Here is a 15,416-nt window from a genome sequence, read left to right on the forward strand (position 1 = left end):
GTCTCCTCGCAGGGCGTCGGGCGGTCAGACGGTGCGGACGGGCACCTCGCCCGCAGCGCCGGGCGACGTGGCGAGGACGTCCACGGGCACCGCCTGCACCGTGAGCAGGTCGCCGCCCGCGACCTCGCCGTCGCCGGCGAGGTCGACGTGCACGCGCACCGTCGCGCCCGGCGGTGCGGCGTCGACGTCGATCGCGAACGGCACGCGGCCGCCGGGGGTGAGGTCGACGCCGGGCAGCACCGCCTCGGCGAGACGAACCGCTGCGACGTCCTGGAGGGTCGTGTCCTCGACGGAGACGCGGACGGTGGCGGCACCCGCGGGGGCGTCGTCGGGGAGCGCGACCGTGCCGAACAGGGTGGTCATGCGACCACTCTGACACGGTCCCGGGACGCGAGCGCCTCCACGACGGCGTCCGTGACGGGCAGCCCGGTGAGGTGCTCGCAGAACAGCCAGAGCCCGGCCGGGTTCACCTCGAAGAACACGTGCTCGCCCGACGGTCTCCGGCGCAGGTCGACCGCCCCGTAGACGAGCCCGAGCCGGTCCATGAGCGCCCGCACCTGGCCGAGCACGGTGGCGGGGAGGGTGACCGGCCGGACCGTCGCCTCGTCGAGCACCATGCGCATGTCGCTCGGCAGGCTCGTCGCCGTCGCGTCGATCTCGGTGGTGAACGCCTCGCCGTCGACCATCGTGACGCGCAGGTCCACGCCGGGGACGTACTCCTGGAGGATCGTCGGGGCGAACCGCACCTGGTCGAGCCGCTCGACGTCGTCGGCCTCGAGCACGTGGGTCTCTCTCCACGCGTCGAGCCGCGCGATGAAGGCTTTCGTCACGACGTGGCCCGGGCCCGCCGCGGCGACGAACTCGTGCGCCCGCGCGGGGTCGCGCGTGACGACCGTGCGCGGCAGGGCGAGCCCGAGGTCGGCGGCCACGGCCCACTGCCACGGCTTGTGGTGCGCGTCGGCGTCGGACCGCGGGTCGTTGACCCAGCGCAGCGGCAGCGACGCGACCACGCCCTCGAAGACCTCGGCGAGCTCGCTGCTCGCGAAGCCCGCGGCCGCCGGGTCGGTGATCGACGGGTCCGGGGGCAGGCCGCGCAGGCGACGCCACCAGCCCGTCGTCGCGCCGCGCAGGTCGTGCTCGACGCCGTCCGCCACGAGCCGCATCCCCGCCGGCTCGCCGGTCCCGTACGTGAGCTCGAGCGAGGACGTGGTGCCCAGGGTCGACGTGTCGAGCACGACGACCTCGTGGCCGAGCGCCCGCAGGCGCTCGACCACGACGGCCGTGTGGTCGTCGTCGGGAAAGCTGACGACGAGGATCATCGTCCGCCCCCTCAGAGCCCGGCCTCGGCCGCGGCCTGCTCGGCCAGGGCCGCGACCGAGGCGCGGACGGCGTCGAGCGCGGTGACGACCTCGGCGAGCACGACCGCGAGGTCGGCCGCCGACGTCGTGCCCGCGCCCGCGTCCTGGGCCACGCCCGACTGCTGCGCGACCGCCGCCTGGTAGCGGCTCACGAAGTCGCTGTCGCGCCCGAGGACGAACGGGAGCGAGCGCCCCAGCACCGGGTTGATCGCCGGGTTGACGACGGGAAGCTCCGGACGGATGGGCTCGACCACCTCCCGGATGGTCGGACCGGGGTCGCGCACGGGCTTGAGCACGTCGCGCAGCGGCTTGACCACCTCGTCGCGCGGCTCCTTGACGATCTCCTTGAACGGCTCCTTGACGTCCTTGAGCGGTTCCTTGATCGTCGCGATCTCGCCGACGTCGCCGACCGGCTCCTTGATGACGTCCTTGAAGACCGGCTTCGGCCACGACAGCCCCGGGTACATGAGCCGCAGGCCCCTGAGGTCGCCCGGGGAGAGGCCGTCGCGCTGCCCGATGACGGTCCCGGCCGGCACGGCGCCGATCGGGACGATCGTCGGCTGGCCGTTCTTGGAGAACGCCGTCGTCGGGTAGTGCATGATCGACCCGAAGTCGTAGCCGCCCAGGTCGTCGCCGTCGCTGATGTGCTGGTTGAAGTTGTGCGCCTTGCCGTCCTCGATGTTCGCGAAGTTGATCTGGACGAAGGCGTCGCGGTCCTCGCGCGACTGCTCGTGCCACAGGCCGACGGCGTGGCCGATCTCGTGGATCGTGTTGCCCACCGTGCATCCCGGGCCGAGCGTGATGTCCTGCCGTCCGCTGCGGCGTCCGACGGCCGAGCTGCAGCCCCCGCCCCCGACGAACCGCACGAAGTCGGCCTCGCCGTTGCGCGGGACGAGCCGCAGCGGTGTCCTCGCGTGCCAGTGCGCGATCGCGTTGTGCACGCGCGACGGGTTGGCGAGCCCGCCGTCGATCTCGAAAGGCACGACGCCGTTCGGCCACCGGAACTGCGCGCCGCTGATCCCGACGGCGTGCGCGACGTCGGTGTCCTCGTCGGAGGTGAGGGTCGTGACGTCGCGCGCCACGGCCTCCTCGACCGTGCCGATGACGATGTCGCCCTCGACGATCGCGAGCCCGTCGACCTCCGCCCACACGACCGGCATGGACGCGAACCCGTAGCCGTCGATGAGCGCGGTGCCACCGACCGGTCCGGCGGCCTGCTCGCACGACAGGTGCTCGCCGACGCCCGGTGATCTGCCCGGCGTCGCGCGCCGGTTCTTCGCGGTGCCCGACCGTCCGCCTGACGGGGCCTTCTTCTCGACCATGACCGTCTCCCTCCGGAGCGCCGCGACGAGTCCGTCCTCGGCGCGGCCAGGGGCACGATGCTCCCGGAAGGAGGGAGGGCCCCGGGTGCACCGATGATGCGGGCGCCCGCGGGCGGACCCGGCGCAGGGCCTCGTTCAGCCCCAGGTGGCCGAGTCCGGGTCGACCCCCTGCGCGCGGGCGTTGGCCTCGACGGCGGCGCGGAGCCAGCCGGCGAGCCCCGGCGCGAGCGCGTCGTAGTGCGCGCGGAAGCCGGGGTCGTCGGTGTACGTGCGGCCGAGGCACACGTGCATCGCGAGGGTGCAGTCGAAGTACGCGCCGATCGACGCGCGGTGCCGCTCGGCGAGCGCGTCCGCCCTCGTGCTGCCCGCCGCGACGCCGGCGCGGCACGCGGCGGACAGGTCGTCCTCGAGGGCGGAGACCTCGGCGGCGATCCGGCGCCAGTCGTCGGGCGTGCGCTCGGCCGAGCGCTCGGCGTGCTGCGCCCACTGCGCGGTCTCGCCCCAGCGCTCGCGCGCCTCGCCGGGCCACGACGGCTGCCAGCTCTCGCCGAAGATCGCCACCTGCTCGACCGGGGTGAGCAGGAGACCCCGCTCGCGCGCCTCGACGAGCCGGTCGAGCGCGGCCGCCGTCCGTTCCATCGACGCGATGCGGTCGTCGAGCAGGGCACGCTCGCGCCGCAGCGCGGCGACGGCGTCGTCCGCCGGGGCGTCGAGCAGGCGGGGGACGACCTCGAGCGCGATCCCGAGCTCGCGGTAGGCGACGACGCGCCGCAGGCGCGCGACGTCCGACGCGGTGTACAGCCGGTACCCGGCGGACGTCCGCGCGGACGGGCGGGCGAGGCCGATCGCGTCCCAGTGGTGGAGCGCGCGGACGGTGACGCCGACGAGCGCCGCCGTCTCCCCGACGGTGCGGTCACCGGGTCCGCGGCCGGGGTGGTCGAGTCGGTCGTGCGCCGCGGTGCCCGAGGTCATGCTCCGAGTGTCGCAGGGATCACGTCGTCGGCGCCTCGATCCCGATGTCCCGCAGGAAGCGTGCCTCGTCGCTGCCGGGCCGGAACGGCCTCGCCGCCGTCATGACGACGCGGGCGTTCTCGGGGGTGCGGACCTCGATCTCCACCGAGTTCCACGGCATCGCGCGCGGCCCGGTCACGGAACCGGGCGCCAGCCGCTCGCACGCGGCGACGATCGTGTCGACCTCGCTCAGCACGCACGAGAAGCTCACGGTGAGCGCCGGCGTCTCGGCGGGCGGCGTGCCCGGGACGAGCAGGACGTCCTGGAACGCCCAGCGGCGCAGGTGCACGATCTGCCCCGGCACGGCGAACAGCTCGAAGAAGCCGAGGCCACGGGTCCACAGGTCGACCGACGCGGCGAGGTCGGCCGTGGGCACGGTGACGAACATGGGCATCCCGTAGATGCCGCGGAAGTGCTCCGGGGCCGTGGCGTCCTCGGACGGCTCGGGCACGGGGCTGATGTCGAAGGCAGGGTAGGTGTCGGTCATGCGTCCACCGTCGACCCTGACGTCGCGTCAGGGTCAAGTGCCCTGGGACGGGGATGCGGGGCCGTGGTCGGTGACGTCGGCGGGGACGCAGAAGGGCCGCGCGCTGCGCGGCCCTTCGCTGGTCGGACCCCCGCCGCCGTGGGCGGCGAGGACCCTCACGTCACAGAGGCTGGATGTTCGTCGCCTGGGGGCCCTTGGGGCCCTGGGTGACGTCGAAGGAGACGCTCTGGTTCTCCTCGAGCGAGCGGAAGCCGGTGGCCGCGATCTCGCTGTAGTGGGCGAACACGTCGGCGGTGCCGTCCGAGGGGGCGATGAAGCCGAAGCCCTTCTCGGCGTTGAACCACTTCACGGTGCCAGTAGCCATGATGTCTTCTCTCGTTGAAACGTGCGTCCCACGAACGTGGGTCCGCTTGTCACGCCCCTGAGGGCGCTGACGGGTGTGGGGGCGGGGTCGGGAGGACCCGGCCGGGCTCGCGGTCGGTGCCGCGAGGTGTGAGGTCGCCTGCTCGAGCGCGGTGACCACGGTCGTCGGCCGCGTGTAGCGGTCGTGGACCTGGAACCCGCGGTCGAGCCGCGTGACCATGCCGGCGTACTCGCCGTCGGACGTCGCGACCCAGAGGTCGTCGTCGACCCGGCGCAGCACGGGCTGTGGTCGGGAGGGGCCCACGGCCGCAGCAGCGGTCGTGGGATGTTCAAGGGTGGAGGTGGTGATGTTCTCTGCTCTCGCTCCGCGCGCGGTGTGGGCGGAGATCGTCGGAGGCAGCCTCTGCTGCCCTGCGCGCACGTCCTCGCGTCGGAGCTGAGGATCGAAGGACGTCGCGGGATCCATGTCTCCATGGCGGTCCCGTGACCCGAGCGCGATCCCCAGGCTACACCAACCCGTCCCCGGGCGGTGGGACGGTCAGCCGCAGCTGTCGCAGACGCCCGTCGCCGGAAGGGTCATGAAGCACGTCGGGCAGATGGGTGCCGGCCTCTCCGGGTCCGCGCCGCGCCGCGGAACCGGAGAGGCCGGCACCCATCTGCCCGCCGGGCTTCATGACCCCTCCGGCGACGGGCGTCTGCGACAGCCGCCGCCGACCGCCCCACCGCCCGGGGACGGGGTGGTGGGCCACCGGGCCGTACGCCTCGAAGCCGAAGCCGTGCTTGCGCAGGATCGTCGTCGCGTCGATCCTGCTGCCGTCGAGCTCTTCGGCCGTCGCTGTCCGGCCGGTCGCGTGCTTGTGCGCGACGCCGAGGATCGCCTTCGAGTCGTACGTCCGGCCCTCGTGGTCGAGCGTCTCGCGGACCGACGGCGTGAACCCGTAGACGCCGAGGAAGTTCTCGGTGCCGCGGTCGTCGCACTCGGCGATCGCGGAGAGGATGTGCTGGCGGGTCACGGCGGAGAAGGTAGCCACCCGACGAGCCTAGTCTGCCGCCGGGTCGTCCCGGTCCGGGGTGCGGGGTCCGGTGTGTGGCCCCCGACACGCCCGCACCCGGACGTGGCCGGCGAGGACGACGGGCTCAACCAACCGGCGCTCGAGGTGGACGGTGACCGTGTCGCCGACGTCCTTGCCGAGCCTGGCGCGGACCTTCGCGCTCAGCGACAGCATGAGACCTCCGCTCCCCGTGGGCATGAGTCCCACGTTCGACAGCGCGACGCCGTCGACGCTCGCGTCGACGCGCACGGACCGACCGGTGCCGAAGAGCTCCTTCGCGCCGGGCACCTCGACGCAGGGCCAGGTGTCGCCCTTGACGTCCACGCCGACGGGCGCGGTGAACGTGTGGTCGAGGACGACGGGCTCGAACGGCATGGGGGCCTCCGGGTCGGGGGTTGCAGGGACGTGTCGCCCTCACGACCCGGTGCGACGCCGGAACTCATCGGCGCCGTGCGCACCGCGTCGGGCGCCCACCGGCGCACCGGACGCGCGATGATGCCGGGGTGAGGATGCGCAACGACGCGGACGGGTACGGCGTCGTGACCAAGACCCTGCACTGGGTCACCGTCGCGGCGCTCGGCGCGCAGGCTCGTCGTCGGGTACCTGCTCGACGACGAGGGCGGGGGACAGGGGCGTGGGAGGGGCCGCGGGGAGGGACCGGGCCGTGGGCGCGGTCGCGGGGGCGACGACGGGGCGGACGACGGCGGGCTCGGGTCCCTGCTCGACGGCGAGCCCGACGGGCTGCTCGCCGCGCACGTCGCGCTCGGCCTGACGATCCTCCTCGTCACCGTGGTCCGCCTGGTGTGGCGGAGGTTGACACCGCTCCCGCCCTGGGCGCCCGGTCTCGGCCCGGGCGAGCGCCGCCTCGCGCACGCGACGGAGGTGGCGCTGTACGCGACGCTGCTCGTCATGCCCGCCACGGGGATCACGCTGCTGCTCGTCGACGACGACCTGCTGTGGCTGCACGTCGCGAGCCACGTCGTGTTCTTCGCGGCTCTCGCGCTCCACCTCGCGCTCGTGCTCAAGCACCAGCTCGTCGACCGGGACCGGCTGCTGCGGCGGATGCTCTGACCCGAGGCTCGACCGGTGCGCGGCGCCGTGACCCCGAGCGGCAGGGGTCCGTGCGCCGACCTAGCGTGGAGGCATGGGGCACGGGGGCGCGCACGAGGTCGGCACCTTCTTCGACGGTGCGCCGGACGGGTTCGCGCTGTTCGAGGTCGTCGCGGACGCCGTCGACGAGATCGGGCCGTCCGAGGTGCAGGTCTCGACGAGCCAGGTGGCGTTCCGCCGTCGCCGCGGCTTCGCCTACGTGTGGCGCCCGGGCCGGTACGTCCGCCCGGACGTCGCGGCGGTGCTGTCGATCCCGCTGCCGCGCCGCGTCGACTCGGACCGGCTCACGGAGGTGTCGCACCCGTCGCCGACGGTGTGGATGCACCACGTGGAGCTGCGCGACGCCGCGGACGTCGACGACGACGTGCGCTCCTGGCTCGCCGAGGCCTACGCGCACGCGGGCTGAGGCGCCGTGCCACACGCCCCGGCAGGGCCGGGCTGGTGCGCGGCGGCTGCTAGCGTGACCGGGCCCCTCGGCCAGCCGTCGTCGGGCCGAGGGAGGAACGGATGACCCGGGCAGCGCAGGACGACGACCACGACGGCCACGCGGCCGACCCGGTGGCCATCCCGAGGAGACCTCGGGCCGCGCGGGTGCGCACGGCCCTGCGTCTCGCCCTCGCGGTCGCGCTGGTCGCCGCACCGGGACGGGTCGTGGCGACGACCGGCGACGCCGTCGCGCACCAGCACTGGTCGCTCGCCGCGCTGCTCGTGCTGAGCGCCGTCGCGGGCGTCGCCCTCGGCGTCGCGACGGTCGCCGCGGCGCGGACCGGCACGACCGGGCGTCGTCACGACCACGGGCGGGGGCGTCGGGTCGTGCGCGCGACGGCCGCCGGGCTCGGGTTCGCGGGCCTCGTCGTCCTCGCGGCGGCCGTGGTGTGGCTGCGGCCCTTCGTCGCGACGGCGCCGGCGCTCGCGGCGCTCGAGAGCGACGGCGCCGTCGAGGTCCGCGACGAGGCGGGGTGGTACGCGTTCGTGCCGCGCGACGCCGACCCGACGACGGGCCTCGTCTACTCGCCCGGCGCTCGCGTCGACGCCCGCGCGACCGCGGCGGTCCTGCGCCCGCTCGCGGAGGCCGGGTACCTGGTGGTCTCGCTCAAGGTGCCTCTCGGCATCGCGTTCACGTCACCCGTGCAGTCGGCGGCGGCGATGGACGCGTTCGCCGGCGTCGACCGGTGGGCCGTCGGAGGGCACTCGCTCGGGGGCGTCGTGGCGTCGTCGTTCGCGGGGGGCCGCGCGGACGCGGTCGACGGGCTGCTGCTGCACGGCTCGTACCCGAGCGGTGACCTCAGCGCGGCGGACCTGCCGGTCACGTCGGTCTGGGGATCCCGGGACGGGCTCTCGACCCCGGAGAGGATCGAGGCGTCGCGCGCCGACCTGCCGTCGGACGCCCGCTTCGTCGAGGTGCCCGGCGGCGTCCACGCGTTCTTCGCCGACTACGGGGAGCAGCCGGGCGACGGCGTCCCCGGCACCAGCCGGGCCGACGCCCAGGCGCAGATCGTCGCGGCGAGCATCGAGGCCCTCGACCGGGTGGCGTCCGCGCCGTAGCGCGAGGTGTGCGGGTCCTGGTCCGGCGGCGGCGGGTCGCGGCGGCAGCCCGGTCAGGGCTGCCGGTCGGGCCGCCAGGCGTCGTCGTAGTCCGGGTGGTCGGCGTAGGCCGTGGCGAGCTCCTCGAGGATCCGGTCGCCGACGAACGAGACCCCGCTCTGCACGCGGGCGCTGCTGGACCGCTCGAGGTCGACCGTCATGTCGTAGCCGGTGGCCTCGTGCGCGAGCTCGACGATCCGGTGCTTCGCCGCGCACTCGGCCAGCACCCGCGCCGGGCTCCACCGGGCGCGGTGCGCGTCGGCCCCGGTCGCGTCGCCCCCGCCGTCGTCCGGCCCGGCGGCGCGTGCGGCGTCCTCGTCCTCGGCGATCCTGGCGAGCACGAACTCGGTGGGCGTCATGGGACCAGTGTCCCGTCTGCGCGCCCGTGGTGACGAGCTCGACCACCTCCACGCCCACCCGAGCGGCTCGTGCCGCGCGACGCGCCACCCGGCGCGCTCGGCGAGACGCCACGTCGTCCGGGTCGCGCGCCGGTACGGGGCCCGCCGCAGGAGCCGGTCCATACTGTCGTCGGGGCGGGCACGGATCCGCCGGGGAGCCCGGCGGACGGGCCCGCACCAGGGAGGCAGCATGACGTCGAAGGCCGTCCCCGACCAGGTACCCGCCCCCGCGCGGCGGACGTCGTTCCTGGGCGCGCTCGTGCCGCCCGGGCAGCGACGCCCGCTCGACGAGCTCGCCGACCGGCTCGACCTCGACGCGGGCGACGCGCGGGCCAAGACGTCGGCGTTCTGGGTGATGCTCGTCCTGTCGGGCGTCATCGCGGTCGCCGGCGTGGTCACCGACTCCACGGCGACCGTCATCGGCGCCATGATCATCGCGCCGCTGTCGACCCCGATCCTCGGCGTCGGGCTCGGGATCGTCACGGCGAAGGGCCGGCTCGTCGCACGCTCCGCGCTGACGGTCGTCCTCGGGCTCGCGACCGTCGTCGTGCTGGGCTGGCTCGTGGCGCTGGTGCTCCCGGACACCGCGCACGTCCTGGCGAACTCCCAGGTGACCGGGCGGACGTCGCCCGGCCTGCCGGAGCTCGTCGCGGCGTTCGCGACCGGGTTCGCGGGCGCCATCGCGCTCGCGCGCCGCGATCTCGGCGACGTGCTGCCCGGCATCGCCATCGCCATCTCCCTCGTCCCGCCGCTCGGCGTCGTCGGCGTGTGCCTCGGCGCCGGCGCGCCGTCGCTCGCCGCGGGCGCGCTGCTGCTCTTCACGTCGAACGCGGTCGCTCTCGTCATCGCCGCGACCGTCGTCTTCACGGGTGCCGGGTACGCGTCCGAGGCGTCCGAGGAGCGGGCTGCCGTCCACGGCCCACGACGCGTGCGCCGCGCCTACGTGGTCGCGGGCGTCGCGCTCGTGGTGGTCGCCGTCCCGATGGTCGCGAACACGGTGCAGGCCGCGCTCGCCGAGCTGTGGGCGGGCCAGACCCGGGCCGCCGCGCAGGACTGGCTGGCCGACGACCCCGCAGCGGTCGTCGAGGGCGTCACGTGGCAGGGGCAGGACCTCGTCGTCGCCGTGCGGACGCCGAACGACCTCCCGCCGGTCGACACGCTCCAGGCCGACGTCGACACGCTCGTCCCGTGGCAGCCCGAGGTCGTGGTCGTCCACACCGTCGGCGAGCGGGTCGAGGAGGACGGCTGACGGCGTCGGTCGGCGACGCGCGCGGCGCGGACGTGCCCCGGGGGCCGGAGCGCGGTCAGGCGACGTCGAGGTCGGCGTAGAGCGCCGCGTGGTCGGACGCCGCGTGCACCGGGGACGTCATCGTGTCGTAGTGGGGGAACAGCGTGCCGTTGCGTCCGCCCCAGACGCCCTGGCGGAAGACCGAGCCGCCGACCGTGCGCTCGAACAGCGCGGGGGAGAGCAGCACGTAGTCGATCTTCTGGCTCGCGGTGCCGTTGCCGTAGGTCCCGGGCCGGTCGTCGCCGACGAACGCCGGGTGCTCGGCGACGTCGCGCAGGTCCGTGCCGTCGAGCAGCGGCCGCAGCGGGGCGCTGTCGGGGGTGTCGTTGAGGTCGCCCGCGACGACGACGTTCTCCTGACCGCTCGCGCGCAGCCGCCGGTAGATCTCGGCCACGTGGCGGGCCTGCCGCCGCCGGGTCGCGTCGCTGTCCGCCTGCACGCCGTAGCCCTTGGACTTGAAGTGGTTGACCAGGACGGTGATCGTCGCGCCCGACGGGAGCTGCACGACGTACTCGGGGCAGTCGCGCCCGAACACGACGCGCCCGCTCGAGTCGCGGTCGTCGACGTGGGACCGGATGCCGCCGATGCCGAGGCGGCGCGTCGTGAGGAGCCCGACGTCGATCCCGCGGTCGTCGTTGCCGTCGATGAGCATGACGTGGGGGTAGAGCGGCCTGCCGGTCCGGGTGACGACGCCCGCGTCCGTGAAGTGCTTGAGGGCGACGCGGCTCTCCGCCTCCACGACGGCGAGGACGTCGGCGTCGACGTCCGCGATGACGCGCGCCGCGTGCGCCGTGGCGAGCTCGTCCACGCGCTCCTTGACGAGGTCGACCCACCCGATCCAGTCGCCCCGCCCCGTCGCGACGACCTCGGTGCGCGCCGTGCCGGCTGACAGCGAGCCGGTGCGGCGCAGGAGGCGGCCGCGGACCTGGCGCAGGACGGCGAACTCCGCGGCGTCGGACCGGAGCAGGCCCAGCGTCTCGAGGTGCCGCAGGACCTCGGCCCGGACGTCGTCGGTGTAGACCTCCAGGCCGAGCAGCGCGTTGACGCGGGCGTGGGCCGCGAGGACCTCGTTGCCGCCGGCGTCCATCGGGCCGTGCATCGCGCGCGGCCGCTCGAACAGGTTCTCGACGTTGTACGCCCCGACCCGGACCGGCATGGCGGCCTCCCTCACGTCGCCCCGACGCAGAGCCGGGGACCCGACGGGCGTCGGAACGGTCGGCGCCCTACCAGGGGAGAGGGGCGACGTGCGGGGTCCGGACGTCCGGTCCTCGGGGGACCGGCGGGTCGGGAGCGGTTCGGCCGGGTCGCGCCAAGGCTCGGCCGGTGTCACCGCCACCGACCGAGCCGCTCGCGTCCCGACGACCTACCGTGCGCGCGGCGCCGGTGCCGTCGGGTAGATGTCGCGGAACGTCGGCTCGAAAGCGGGTCTCAGGAGCCGCATCCCCGCCTCGTCGGGCGTCCGTCCGCCCTTGACCGCGTTGCACGGCTCGCACGCCGCGACGGCGTTGAGCCACGTCGTCGTCCCGCCCTGGCAGCGCGGCACGACGTGGTCCATCGTCGTCGCCGTGCCGCCGCAGTAGGCGCACCGGTACCGGTCGCGGCGCAGCAGGGCGGCGCGCGAGTACGGGACGCGGCCCTGCCGGTCGTACACCCACCGCGCGTGGACGTAGCGGACGAGCTCGACGGACCGCGGCCGCTGGTACGGGCCGAACGTCTCGCCCTCGACCGCCTCCAGGACCTCGGCGACGCGCCGGTGCAGCATGCGGATGGCGTGCCGCAGCGAGACGCGGCCGATCACCTGGCTGCCGCCGAGGTTGTAGATGACCACCTCGCTCATGGTCGCGCTCCTGTCGTCGTTCCTGGCCGGGACGACGAGAGCCGCCCCAGAACGGTGCCCCGGGACGGCTCAGCAGGTGGACGACGGACGTCGTCTACCTGAGGAGCGCCCTTCGGGACAGGTCGGTGGACCACGGGTACGCCATGCGGTCCTCCTGCCTCTCGTCGGTCGTCACGGTCGAGCGTCCGGGCGGGTTCGACCGGACGAAAAGCAGGCTATGCCCGCCAGGGCCCCACGTCCACGGTTTACGACCGCCCGTCATGCCGCGGGCCCCGCCGGCGGGACGAGCGGGAGGCGCACGACGAACCGGGTGTCGCCCGGCCGGGACGTGACCGACAGGTCGCCGTGGTGCTTGTTCACGACGATGCGCCACGAGATGTCGAGGCCGAGCCCGGTGCCCTGGCCGACGGGCTTGGTCGTGAAGAACGGCTCGAAGATGCGGGGCAGGACGTCCTCGGGGATCCCCGAGCCGGTGTCGGCGATCTCGACCTCGGCCGTGTCGTCGGTGCGGCGCGTCGTCACGGTGAGCGTGCCCTCGCCCTGCGTCCGGCCGTCGGCCGACGCGCCCATCGCCTGCGCGGCGTTCTCCACGAGGTTCGTCCAGACCTGGTTGAGCTCGGCGGCGAACACCGGCACGGCGGGCAGCGCCGGGTCGTAGCGGCGCACGACGTCGATCCCGGCGAGCGCCCGGTCGAGCATGACGAGCGTGGAGTCGATCAGCTCGTGCAGGTCGACGGGGCGGAACGGGGCGCGGTCGAGCTGGGAGTACTGGCGCGCGGCCCCGACGAGCGAGGAGATGCGCACGGTCGCGTCCTCGATCTCGGCCATGAGCTGCTCGGTCTCGATGGTGTACGCGAGCCAGCTCACGGCGCCGGTCAGGGCGCCGGCGTCGATGCGTCCGGCGGCCCGGTCGAGCCAGGCCTCGTCGATCCCCGCCTGCACGAGGGCCGGCGCGACGCGCCAGCCCTCCGGCAGGCCGTGGTCGTCGAGCCAGTCCGTGAGCCGGTCCTCCAGGTCGGAGGTCTCCAGCGCGCCGACGACGTCCGCGTCGCGCGCGGCGGTGTACCGCTCGAGCGCCTCCTCCTGGAGGCGGATGAGGACCGCGAGCGTCGCGCGGTCGTAGGGCCCGTCGGCGATGAGCGCGAGCTTGTGGCGCATCGCGCCCACGCGCTCGCGCAGCGTGCCGGTCGCGCGCACGGCCGCGGCGGCCGGGTTGTTCAGCTCGTGCGTGAGGCCGGCCGAGAGGGAGCCGAGCGCGAGGAGGCGCTCGCGCTGACCGACGAGCTGCTGCGCGTCGCGCGTGCCCCAGAACACGCCCTCGAGCAGGTGCACCGCCATGGGGAACCACTCGGTCATGAGCTTCGCGAAGTCGGGCGCGGCGAGCACGAAGAACCGCGACGGCTCGAGCACGCGCACGCTGTGCAGGTAGGTCTGGGGGAGGCGGTCGCCGAGGTAGGCGTTCCACGCCCCCATGTAGACGCCGACCTGGCGCGTGCGGTTGATCTCGACGTCGTCGCTCCCGACACGCCGGAACAGCGCGACGCCGCCGTCGAGCAGGACGAAGAACCGCTCGGCGGGGTCGCCCTCGCGGCACAGCCAGCCGGGTTCCGCGTGCTCCACGTGGCCCGTGCGGCACAACCACGCCAGCTGGTCGTCGGTGAGGTGCTCGAAGAGGAACGTCGAGCGCAGCTCGTCGACGTCGCACGGCAGCCACCCGCTCGTGCTCTCCGCGGTCCCCGGCACCTCCTGCGTGCCGTCCTGCGTGCTGCCGGTCATGGCGTCCTCCGGTGGTCAGAGCTGTTCGAGGTAGCGGTGCACGAGCATGACGGCCATCGCGCCCTCGCCCACGGCGGACGCGACCCGCTTGGCGGACTCGGCGCGCACGTCGCCGGCGGCGAAGACGCCCGGGACGGACGTCTCGAGGTGGTAGGGCGGGCGCTCCAGCGGCCAGCCGGCGGGCAGGGTCCCGTCGTGCGGCAGGTCGGGGCCGGCGAGGACGTACCCGCGCGCGTCGCGCGCGACCACGCCGTCGAGCCAGTCGGTGCGCGGGGCGGCGCCGATGAAGACGAACGCCCACCCGCAGTCGACGCGGCTCGTCGCGCCGGTGTCCACGTCGCGCAGCTCGAGGTGCTCCAGGTGGTCGTCGCCGACGGCCGCGACGACCTCGGTGCGGGTGAGGACCCGCAGGCGCGGGTGGGCCTCGACCTGCTCGACGAGGTACGCCGACATGGACCGCGACAGGGTGTCGCCGCGCACGACGAGCGTGACCTGCTTCGCCTCCCGCGCGAGGTACAGCGCCGCCTGGCCCGCGGAGTTGGCGCCGCCCACGACGTACACCTCCTGGTCGTGGCACGCGGCCGCCTCGGTGAGCGCCGACCCGTAGTACACGCCGCGCCCGACGAGGTCGCCGAGCCCGGGGCCGTCGAGCAGCCGGTAGGACACCCCCGACGCGAGGACGACGGTGTGCGCGTCGATCGACGTGCCGTCGGGGAAGCGGACGCTGCGCGCGGAGCCGGCGACGTCGAGCTCGATCGCGTCGCGCGTCGTGACGATCTCCGCCCCGAACCGCACCGCCTGGCGCCGCGCGCGGTCGGCGAGCTGCGCGCCGGAGATGCCGTCCGGGAACCCGAGGTAGTTGTCGATGCGCGAGCTCTGCCCGGCCTGGCCGCCCGTGGCGGTGCGCTCGACGAGCACCGTGCGCAGCCCTTCCGACGCTCCGTACAGCGCGGCGCTGAGCCCTGCCGGTCCGCCGCCCACGACGACGAGGTCGTAGAACTCCTCGGTCGGCGTGGTCGCGAGCCCGACCCGCTCGGCGAGCGTCGCGTCGTCGGGCGCGACGAGCGCCTCGCCGTCGGGCGTGACGACGAGGGGCAGGGACGAGGCGTCCGCCTGGGCGGCGGTCAGCAGCCGCGCGCCCTGCTCCGAGTCGGACGCGTACCAGCGGTAGGGCACGCGGTTGCGCGCCAGGAACTCGCGCACCTGGGACGAGCGCGCGGACCAGCGGTGCCCGACCACCACGGCCTCGGCGGGACGGCGACGGTCGGTGCGCTGCCACGCCTCGAGCTGGGCGTCCACGACGGGGTAGAGCTTCTCCTCGGGCGGGTCCCACGGCTTGAGGAGGTAGTAGTCCAGGTCGACGACGTTGATCGCCTCGATCGCGGCGTCCGTGTCGGCGTACGCGGTGAGCAGGACGCGCCGCGCGGCCGGGAACAGGTCCATCGCCTGCTCGAGGAGCTCCACCCCGGTCATCTGCGGCATGCGGTGGTCTGCGAGGATGACGGCGACGTCCTCCCCGCGCAGGGCGAGCTCGCGCAGCGCGGCGAGCGTGTCGGCGCCCGACTCGGCGCGCACCACCCGGTACCGGTCGCCGTAGCGTCGGCGCAGGTCGCGCGCGACGGCGCGCGAGACGCCGGGGTCGTCGTCGACGGTGACGATGGCGGGTCGTGACGGCGCTGCGGTCGGTTCCACGCGTCCTCCTCGAAGGGCCCGGTGCGGGCCCAGACATCTTCTCCCCGGGGCCGGCGGACGTCCACGGCTGGGCGTCGGCGCCCACGCGGGGAGCGTGGCGCAGACCACACTTGACGCCCTCGCGCCGTGCGCTAGGTT

General features: G+C 74.7%; 18 protein-coding genes. 4 read left to right on the forward strand and 14 right to left on the reverse strand.

Annotation, left to right across the window (positions count from 1 at the left end):
- Nucleotides 1-24: 24 nt before the first annotated feature.
- The 9 genes from ACWPWV_RS15640 to ACWPWV_RS15680 form a co-directional block, all read right to left on the reverse strand.
- Nucleotides 25-363 (reverse strand): hypothetical protein, encoded by a 339-nt coding sequence (locus ACWPWV_RS15640; protein ID WP_454043864.1) that lies wholly within the window; start codon nucleotides 361-363, stop codon nucleotides 25-27.
- Nucleotides 360-1,319, reverse strand: coding sequence for an MvdC/MvdD family ATP grasp protein (locus tag ACWPWV_RS15645; protein WP_454043865.1), 960 nt, complete (start codon nucleotides 1,317-1,319; stop codon nucleotides 360-362). Before ACWPWV_RS15645 ends, ACWPWV_RS15640 begins: the two co-directional genes overlap by 4 nt.
- Nucleotides 1,320-1,330: 11 nt before the next feature.
- Nucleotides 1,331-2,680, reverse strand: coding sequence for a M12 family metallopeptidase (locus ACWPWV_RS15650; protein WP_454043866.1), 1,350 nt, complete (start codon nucleotides 2,678-2,680; stop codon nucleotides 1,331-1,333).
- A gap of 135 nt (nucleotides 2,681-2,815) precedes the next feature.
- Nucleotides 2,816-3,652: a MerR family transcriptional regulator gene (locus ACWPWV_RS15655; RefSeq protein WP_454043867.1), complete on the reverse strand. Its 837-nt coding sequence runs from the start codon at nucleotides 3,650-3,652 to the stop codon at nucleotides 2,816-2,818.
- A 19-nt stretch (nucleotides 3,653-3,671) separates the two neighbouring features.
- On the reverse strand, nucleotides 3,672-4,178 hold the full coding sequence (locus ACWPWV_RS15660; RefSeq protein ID WP_454043868.1) for a VOC family protein: 507 nt from the start codon (nucleotides 4,176-4,178) through the stop codon (nucleotides 3,672-3,674).
- 160 nt (nucleotides 4,179-4,338) lie between these two features.
- Nucleotides 4,339-4,542, reverse strand: coding sequence for a cold-shock protein (locus tag ACWPWV_RS15665; RefSeq protein WP_251151039.1), 204 nt, complete (start codon nucleotides 4,540-4,542; stop codon nucleotides 4,339-4,341).
- A 505-nt stretch (nucleotides 4,543-5,047) separates the two neighbouring features.
- Complete coding sequence (locus ACWPWV_RS15670; RefSeq protein ID WP_454043869.1) at nucleotides 5,048-5,572, reverse strand: hypothetical protein; 525 nt, start codon at nucleotides 5,570-5,572, stop codon at nucleotides 5,048-5,050.
- Nucleotides 5,573-5,581: 9 nt separating this feature from the next.
- Nucleotides 5,582-5,968, reverse strand: coding sequence for a DUF1905 domain-containing protein (locus ACWPWV_RS15675; protein ID WP_454043870.1), 387 nt, complete (start codon nucleotides 5,966-5,968; stop codon nucleotides 5,582-5,584).
- Between the two features lie 186 nt (nucleotides 5,969-6,154).
- The gene (locus tag ACWPWV_RS15680) at nucleotides 6,155-6,349 is read right to left on the reverse strand and encodes a hypothetical protein (RefSeq protein ID WP_454043871.1); all 195 of its coding nucleotides are present in this window, start codon (nucleotides 6,347-6,349) and stop codon (nucleotides 6,155-6,157) included.
- A 33-nt stretch (nucleotides 6,350-6,382) separates the two neighbouring features.
- Here ACWPWV_RS15680 and ACWPWV_RS15685 point away from each other — a divergent pair, with 33 nt between their 5' ends.
- The 3 genes from ACWPWV_RS15685 (at nucleotide 6,383) to ACWPWV_RS15695 (ending at nucleotide 8,248) form a co-directional block, all read left to right on the forward strand.
- Complete coding sequence (locus tag ACWPWV_RS15685; protein ID WP_454043872.1) at nucleotides 6,383-6,664, forward strand: cytochrome b/b6 domain-containing protein; 282 nt, start codon at nucleotides 6,383-6,385, stop codon at nucleotides 6,662-6,664.
- A gap of 73 nt (nucleotides 6,665-6,737) precedes the next feature.
- A complete protein-coding gene (locus ACWPWV_RS15690; protein WP_454043873.1) occupies nucleotides 6,738-7,109 on the forward strand; it encodes a DUF5655 domain-containing protein in 372 nt (123 codons plus the stop codon).
- A 101-nt stretch (nucleotides 7,110-7,210) separates the two neighbouring features.
- A complete protein-coding gene (locus ACWPWV_RS15695; RefSeq protein WP_454043874.1) occupies nucleotides 7,211-8,248 on the forward strand; it encodes an alpha/beta hydrolase in 1,038 nt (345 codons plus the stop codon).
- Nucleotides 8,249-8,301: 53 nt separating this feature from the next.
- Here ACWPWV_RS15695 and ACWPWV_RS15700 read toward each other — a convergent pair whose 3' ends face one another.
- On the reverse strand, nucleotides 8,302-8,646 hold the full coding sequence (locus tag ACWPWV_RS15700; RefSeq protein ID WP_454043875.1) for a DUF6221 family protein: 345 nt from the start codon (nucleotides 8,644-8,646) through the stop codon (nucleotides 8,302-8,304).
- Between the two features lie 229 nt (nucleotides 8,647-8,875).
- Here ACWPWV_RS15700 and ACWPWV_RS15705 point away from each other — a divergent pair, with 229 nt between their 5' ends.
- Nucleotides 8,876-9,934: a TIGR00341 family protein gene (locus tag ACWPWV_RS15705; RefSeq protein WP_454043876.1), complete on the forward strand. Its 1,059-nt coding sequence runs from the start codon at nucleotides 8,876-8,878 to the stop codon at nucleotides 9,932-9,934.
- Nucleotides 9,935-9,989: 55 nt separating this feature from the next.
- Here ACWPWV_RS15705 and ACWPWV_RS15710 read toward each other — a convergent pair whose 3' ends face one another.
- From ACWPWV_RS15710 to ACWPWV_RS15725, 4 genes are all read right to left on the reverse strand, one after another.
- A complete protein-coding gene (locus tag ACWPWV_RS15710) occupies nucleotides 9,990-11,129 on the reverse strand; it encodes an endonuclease/exonuclease/phosphatase family protein (protein ID WP_454043877.1) in 1,140 nt (379 codons plus the stop codon).
- Nucleotides 11,130-11,336: 207 nt separating this feature from the next.
- Nucleotides 11,337-11,810 (reverse strand): HNH endonuclease, encoded by a 474-nt coding sequence (locus ACWPWV_RS15715; protein ID WP_454043878.1) that lies wholly within the window; start codon nucleotides 11,808-11,810, stop codon nucleotides 11,337-11,339.
- A 258-nt stretch (nucleotides 11,811-12,068) separates the two neighbouring features.
- Nucleotides 12,069-13,586, reverse strand: a complete 1,518-nt coding sequence (locus tag ACWPWV_RS15720) for an ATP-binding protein (protein WP_454043879.1) — start codon at nucleotides 13,584-13,586, stop codon at nucleotides 12,069-12,071.
- A 15-nt stretch (nucleotides 13,587-13,601) separates the two neighbouring features.
- Complete coding sequence (locus ACWPWV_RS15725) at nucleotides 13,602-15,278, reverse strand: FAD-dependent oxidoreductase (RefSeq protein ID WP_454043880.1); 1,677 nt, start codon at nucleotides 15,276-15,278, stop codon at nucleotides 13,602-13,604.
- Between the last annotated feature and the right edge of the window lie 138 nt (nucleotides 15,279-15,416).

The organism is Cellulosimicrobium sp. Marseille-Q8652, from assembly GCF_965112045.1.

Bases quoted from the DNA above. Each gene is read 5' to 3' on its own strand.
- ACWPWV_RS15640 (WP_454043864.1), bottom strand. From the start codon at position 363: ATGACCACCCTGTTCGGCACGGTCGCGCTCCCCGACGACGCCCCCGCG.
- ACWPWV_RS15645 (WP_454043865.1), bottom strand. From the start codon at position 1,319: ATGATCCTCGTCGTCAGCTTTCCCGACGACGACCACACGGCCGTCGTG.
- ACWPWV_RS15650 (WP_454043866.1), bottom strand. From the start codon at position 2,680: ATGGTCGAGAAGAAGGCCCCGTCAGGCGGACGGTCGGGCACCGCGAAG.
- ACWPWV_RS15655 (WP_454043867.1), bottom strand. From the start codon at position 3,652: ATGACCTCGGGCACCGCGGCGCACGACCGACTCGACCACCCCGGCCGC.
- ACWPWV_RS15660 (WP_454043868.1), bottom strand. From the start codon at position 4,178: ATGACCGACACCTACCCTGCCTTCGACATCAGCCCCGTGCCCGAGCCG.
- ACWPWV_RS15665 (WP_251151039.1), bottom strand. From the start codon at position 4,542: ATGGCTACTGGCACCGTGAAGTGGTTCAACGCCGAGAAGGGCTTCGGC.
- ACWPWV_RS15675 (WP_454043870.1), bottom strand. From the start codon at position 5,968: ATGCCGTTCGAGCCCGTCGTCCTCGACCACACGTTCACCGCGCCCGTC.
- ACWPWV_RS15690 (WP_454043873.1), top strand. From the start codon at position 6,738: ATGGGGCACGGGGGCGCGCACGAGGTCGGCACCTTCTTCGACGGTGCG.
- ACWPWV_RS15695 (WP_454043874.1), top strand. From the start codon at position 7,211: ATGACCCGGGCAGCGCAGGACGACGACCACGACGGCCACGCGGCCGAC.
- ACWPWV_RS15700 (WP_454043875.1), bottom strand. From the start codon at position 8,646: ATGACGCCCACCGAGTTCGTGCTCGCCAGGATCGCCGAGGACGAGGAC.
- ACWPWV_RS15705 (WP_454043876.1), top strand. From the start codon at position 8,876: ATGACGTCGAAGGCCGTCCCCGACCAGGTACCCGCCCCCGCGCGGCGG.
- ACWPWV_RS15710 (WP_454043877.1), bottom strand. From the start codon at position 11,129: ATGCCGGTCCGGGTCGGGGCGTACAACGTCGAGAACCTGTTCGAGCGG.
- ACWPWV_RS15715 (WP_454043878.1), bottom strand. From the start codon at position 11,810: ATGAGCGAGGTGGTCATCTACAACCTCGGCGGCAGCCAGGTGATCGGC.
- ACWPWV_RS15720 (WP_454043879.1), bottom strand. From the start codon at position 13,586: ATGACCGGCAGCACGCAGGACGGCACGCAGGAGGTGCCGGGGACCGCG.